The sequence below is a fragment of the Streptomyces sp. NPDC055078 genome, from assembly GCF_053607985.1.
The window spans coordinates 1-4,446 of sequence record NZ_JBSGUP010000669.1 but is presented as its reverse complement, the minus strand read 5'-3'; the positions used below and the strand labels follow the sequence as shown (position 1 = coordinate 4,446).

4 protein-coding genes are annotated in these 4,446 nt (G+C 69.8%); all 4 read left to right on the top strand.

Annotated features, from left to right (window positions below; all coding sequences use genetic code 11):
- Nucleotides 1–367 precede the first annotated feature (367 nt).
- The 4 genes from ACWF94_RS34480 to prmC all read left to right on the top strand — a co-directional run bounded on the left by ACWF94_RS34480 (nt 368) and on the right by prmC (nt 4,024).
- Nucleotides 368–1,492, top strand: a complete 1,125-nt coding sequence (locus tag ACWF94_RS34480) for an LCP family protein (protein WP_453497805.1) — start codon at nt 368–370, stop codon at nt 1,490–1,492.
- Nucleotides 1,493–1,661: 169 nt separating this feature from the next.
- Nucleotides 1,662–1,886 (top strand): 50S ribosomal protein L31, encoded by a 225-nt coding sequence (gene rpmE, locus ACWF94_RS34475; protein ID WP_453497803.1) that lies wholly within the window; start codon nt 1,662–1,664, stop codon nt 1,884–1,886.
- Nucleotides 1,887–2,058: 172 nt separating this feature from the next.
- Nucleotides 2,059–3,138 (top strand): peptide chain release factor 1, encoded by a 1,080-nt coding sequence (gene prfA, locus ACWF94_RS34470; RefSeq protein WP_453497800.1) that lies wholly within the window; start codon nt 2,059–2,061, stop codon nt 3,136–3,138.
- Between the two features lie 40 nt (nt 3,139–3,178).
- Nucleotides 3,179–4,024, top strand: coding sequence for a peptide chain release factor N(5)-glutamine methyltransferase (gene prmC / locus ACWF94_RS34465; protein WP_453497797.1), 846 nt, complete (start codon nt 3,179–3,181; stop codon nt 4,022–4,024).
- Nucleotides 4,025–4,446 lie beyond the last annotated feature (422 nt).

The following is a 4,446-nucleotide window of genomic DNA, read 5'->3' as shown; positions in this document are numbered from 1 at the left end:
GCCCACCGTGCCCCGCACGGTGGGCACAGTCGCTTGCCCTCCCGTGGACCTGTGTGTCCTGTGCGGCCCGGGGCGCCCCGGCTTCTCAGGCCGTTCTCAGGTGCCCGTGCAACCCTTTGCGCCCTCGGACCGTCTCTCCTGTGGCGGAACAAGAATTGACAGTGCGGACAAACCGCTCCTGTCAGGGGGGCAGCAGGGCGAGTGAGCCGAAGGGGCGCGCGGGTGTCGAGAGGGATGGGGGCACCTCCCGGACGAAGTCTGGGGGAGCGCGGAGGTCCCGAGGAACGAGGGATCGAGCACGATCGACCGTCGACACACGCTTGAGCGCCCCGGAGGAGAACCGAGCACTTAAAAAAGAAGGAGGAACATGGGCGGCCGAATACGCGGCGGCGGGCAGCGGCGCAAGCCGATACCCAAGGGGCGCCGCGCCCTGCGCGTCACCGCCTGGTCGCTGGGAGCCCTGGTCGCCATCGGCGGCTCCGGCCTCGGATACGCGTACTTCAAGGTGAACGGCAACCTCGAAGGCGTCGACATCAACTCCCAGCTCAGCGACCGCCCCAAGAACATCGACAACGGCTCCCTCGACATCCTGCTCCTCGGCTCCGACTCCCGCTCCGGGGCCAACGCCCGCTACGGCGGCGACGAGGGCGGCGCCCGCGCCGACACCGCGATGATCGTGCACATCTACGAGGGCCGGAAGAAGGCCAGCGTCGTCTCCGTCCCGCGCGACACCCTCATCGACCGGCCGGAGTGCGCCGACGGAGACGGCGAGGGCACCGTCCCCGCCGAGCGCCGGGCCATGTTCAACACGGCGTACGAGGTCGGCGGCCCGGCCTGCGCCGTGAAGACCGTCGAGACCATGTCCGGCATCCGCATGGACCACTACATCGAGGTCGACTTCACCGGCTTCAAGAAGCTCATCGACGAACTGGGCGGGGTGGAGATCACCACCACCGAGCGGATCAACGACTCCAAGAGCCATCTCGACCTCGAACCCGGCACCCACACCCTCGACGGAGAGCAGTCGCTCGGCCTCGTCCGTACCCGTAAGAGCGTCGGCGACGGCAGCGACCTGGGCCGAATACAGCTCCAGCAGGCGTTTATGAAGGCGTTCCTCGACCAGGTCAAGGACATCGGGGCCGTCTCCAACCCCAAGAAGCTCCTCGATATCGCCGACACCGCCACCCAGGCGATCACCCCCGACTCCGAGCTGGACTCGGTGACGGAGCTGATGGGCTTCGCCAGGGGCCTTCGCGGCCTCGGCGCCGAGGACGTACAGATGATCACGATGCCGGTGGAGTACGACCCCGCCGACCCGAACCGGGTCGTCCCCCTCAGGGCCGCCTCCCAGCAGGTCTGGAGCGCGCTCAGGGCGGACCTGCCCATCCCGGCCGCCGCGCTCAAGGACTCCGCGGGCGACAAGGGCGACGCGGGCGACCTGGTCCAGGGCCCCGCCGCCCCCACGCAGCGCCCGCAGCAGCCCGGGGCGTAGCCCGGGGAGATCCGGGGAGAAGTCCGGCCACCACAGCCGGGGAATAGTTCCGCCACCACCCCGGTTTTGGGAGATACGGCCGGTCCTGGCAGACTGGTACGTCGGCCCCGGTTCACGTGCGGGCAATCAGCCCGCGCGACCCGGCGCCCTCCCGAATCTAGGAGACACCTTGAAGCGCGATATCCACCCCGAGTACGTCGAGACGCAGGTCAGCTGTACCTGTGGCGCGTCGTTCACCACTCGCAGCACCATCGGCAGCGGCTCCATCCGCGCCGAGGTCTGCTCCGAGTGCCACCCGTTCTACACGGGCAAGCAGAAGATCCTCGACACCGGTGGCCGCGTGGCCCGCTTCGAGGCCCGCTTCGGCAAGGCCGCCGGCTCCGCCACGAAGTAGCGAGCCAACCGCGCCGGTCCTCGGCCGCCCCACCCGCGGGCGGTCGGGACCGGTGTTGTTTTTGTCGCTGTATTCCCCCAGGCCGGCCGGGCCCGCGCACGGCGCACCGGCACCCCGGGACAGCACAACCGTCCGGTGGCACCAGCACTCGTTCACATACCAGGAGCATCCGATGTTCGAGGCGGTCGAGGACCTCATCGGCGAGCACGCCGATCTTGAGAAGAAGCTCGCCGACCCTGCCGTGTTCGCCGACCAGGCGAACGCGCGCAAGCTCAACAAGCGCTACGCCGAGCTGACCCCGATCATCGGTACGTACCGCACCTGGAAGCGGACCGGGGAGGACATCCAGACCGCGCGCGAACTGGCCGCCGAGGAGCCGGAGTTCGCCGCCGAGGTCAAGGACCTGGAGAAGCAGCGCGAGGAGCTGACCGAGAAGCTGCGGCTGCTGCTGGTCCCGCGCGACCCCAGCGACGACAAGGACGTCATCCTGGAGGTCAAGGCGGGCGCGGGCGGCGACGAGTCCGCCCTCTTCGCCGGGGACCTGCTGCGGATGTATCTGCGCTACGCCGAGCGCGTCGGCTGGAAGACCGAGATCATCGACTCCACCGAGTCCGAGCTGGGCGGCTACAAGGACGTCCAGGTCGCCGTCAAGACCAAGGGCGGCCAGGGCGCCACCGAACCCGGGCAGGGCGTCTGGGCACGGCTGAAGTACGAGGGCGGGGTGCACCGCGTCCAGCGGGTGCCCGCCACCGAGTCCCAGGGCCGTATCCACACCTCCGCCGCCGGGGTCCTGGTGACCCCCGAGGCCGCCGAGATCGAGGTGGAGATCAACCCCAGCGATCTGCGCATCGACGTCTACCGGTCCTCCGGGCCCGGCGGCCAGTCCGTCAACACCACCGACTCCGCCGTACGCATCACCCATCTGCCGACCGGTGTCGTCGCCTCCTGCCAGAACGAGAAGAGCCAGCTCCAGAACAAGGAGCAGGCATTGCGTATCCTGCGCTCCAGGCTGCTCGCCGCGGCCCAGGAGGAGGCGGAGAACAAGGCCGCCGACGCGCGCCGCAGCCAGGTGCGCACGGTCGACCGTTCCGAGAAGATCCGTACGTACAACTACCCCGAGAACCGCCTCTCGGACCACCGGGTGGGTTTCAAGGCGTACAACCTGGACCAGGTGCTCGACGGAGACCTCGACGCCGTGATCCAGGCGTGCGTCGACGCCGACTCGGCGGCCAAACTCGCCGCAGCGCAGTAAGCCGCGCCGTAACCTCTTTGTACGAACGGGTGGAGGACCAGTGAACCTGCTGCTTGCCGAGGTGGCCCAGGCCACCCAGCGGCTGGCCGACGCCGGCGTGCCGTCTCCGCGCTTCGACGCCGAGGAGCTGGCCGCCTTTGTGCACGGTGTGAAGCGGGGAGAACTGCACAACGTCAAGGACACGGACTTCGACGCCCGCTACTGGGAGGCGATCGCCCGCCGGGAGGCCCGCGAGCCCCTTCAGCACATCACCGGCCGCGCCTTCTTCCGCTATCTGGAACTCCAGGTGGGCCCCGGAGTCTTCGTGCCCCGCCCCGAGACCGAGTCCGTCGTCGGCTGGGCCATAGACGCCGTACGGGCCATGGATGTCGTCGAACCGCTGATCGTCGACCTCTGTACGGGATCGGGCGCGATCGCCCTGGCCATGGCCCAGGAGGTCCCGCGCTCCCGGGTGCACGCCGTGGAACTCTCCGACGACGCGCTGAACTGGGCCCGCAAGAACGCCGAGGGCTCCCGGGTCACCATCCACCAGGGCAACGCCCTGACCGCGCTGCCCGAACTCAACGGCCAGGTCGACCTGGTCATCTCCAACCCGCCGTACATCCCGCTCACCGAATGGGAGTACGTCGCCCCCGAGGCCCGCGACCACGACCCCCAGATGGCGCTCTTCTCCGGCGAGGACGGCCTCGACACGATCCGCGGCATCGAGCGCACCGCCCACCGTCTGCTGCGGCCCGGCGGCCTCGTCGTCATCGAGCACGCGGACACCCAGGGCGGCCAGGTGCCCTGGATCTTCAACGAGGAGTCCGGCTGGGCGGACGCGGCCGACCACCCCGACCTGAACAACCGCCCGCGCTTCGCCACGGCCCGCAAGGCGACGCCCTGATGCCCCGGGCCAGCCTCCTCGACAGCCCGGCGAGCGCCCTGCCCCCGCGCACCCGCGGCGTCGGTACGGTGCGCGCGGGTGCCGGGTCGGCGGGCGTGCGGGGGCCGCTTCGGTGCCGCCGGCGGGGTGCGGTGTCGCTGTTTGCGAGTGAGCCGAAGGGGCGCGCGGGTGTCGAAGGAGATGGGGGCACCTCCCGGACGGAGTCTGGGGGCGTGCGGGGGCCGCTTCGGTGCCGTCGGCCGGGTGCGGTGTCGCTGTTTGCGAGTGAGCCGAAGGGGCGCGCGGGTGTCGAAAGAGAGAACGCGCGGAGGTCCCGAGGAACGAGGGATCGAGCACGATCGACCGTCGACACACGCTTGAGCGCCCCGGAGGAGAACCGAGCACTTAAAAAAAGGGAGCGCTACTGAGGGCCAGGCGATACG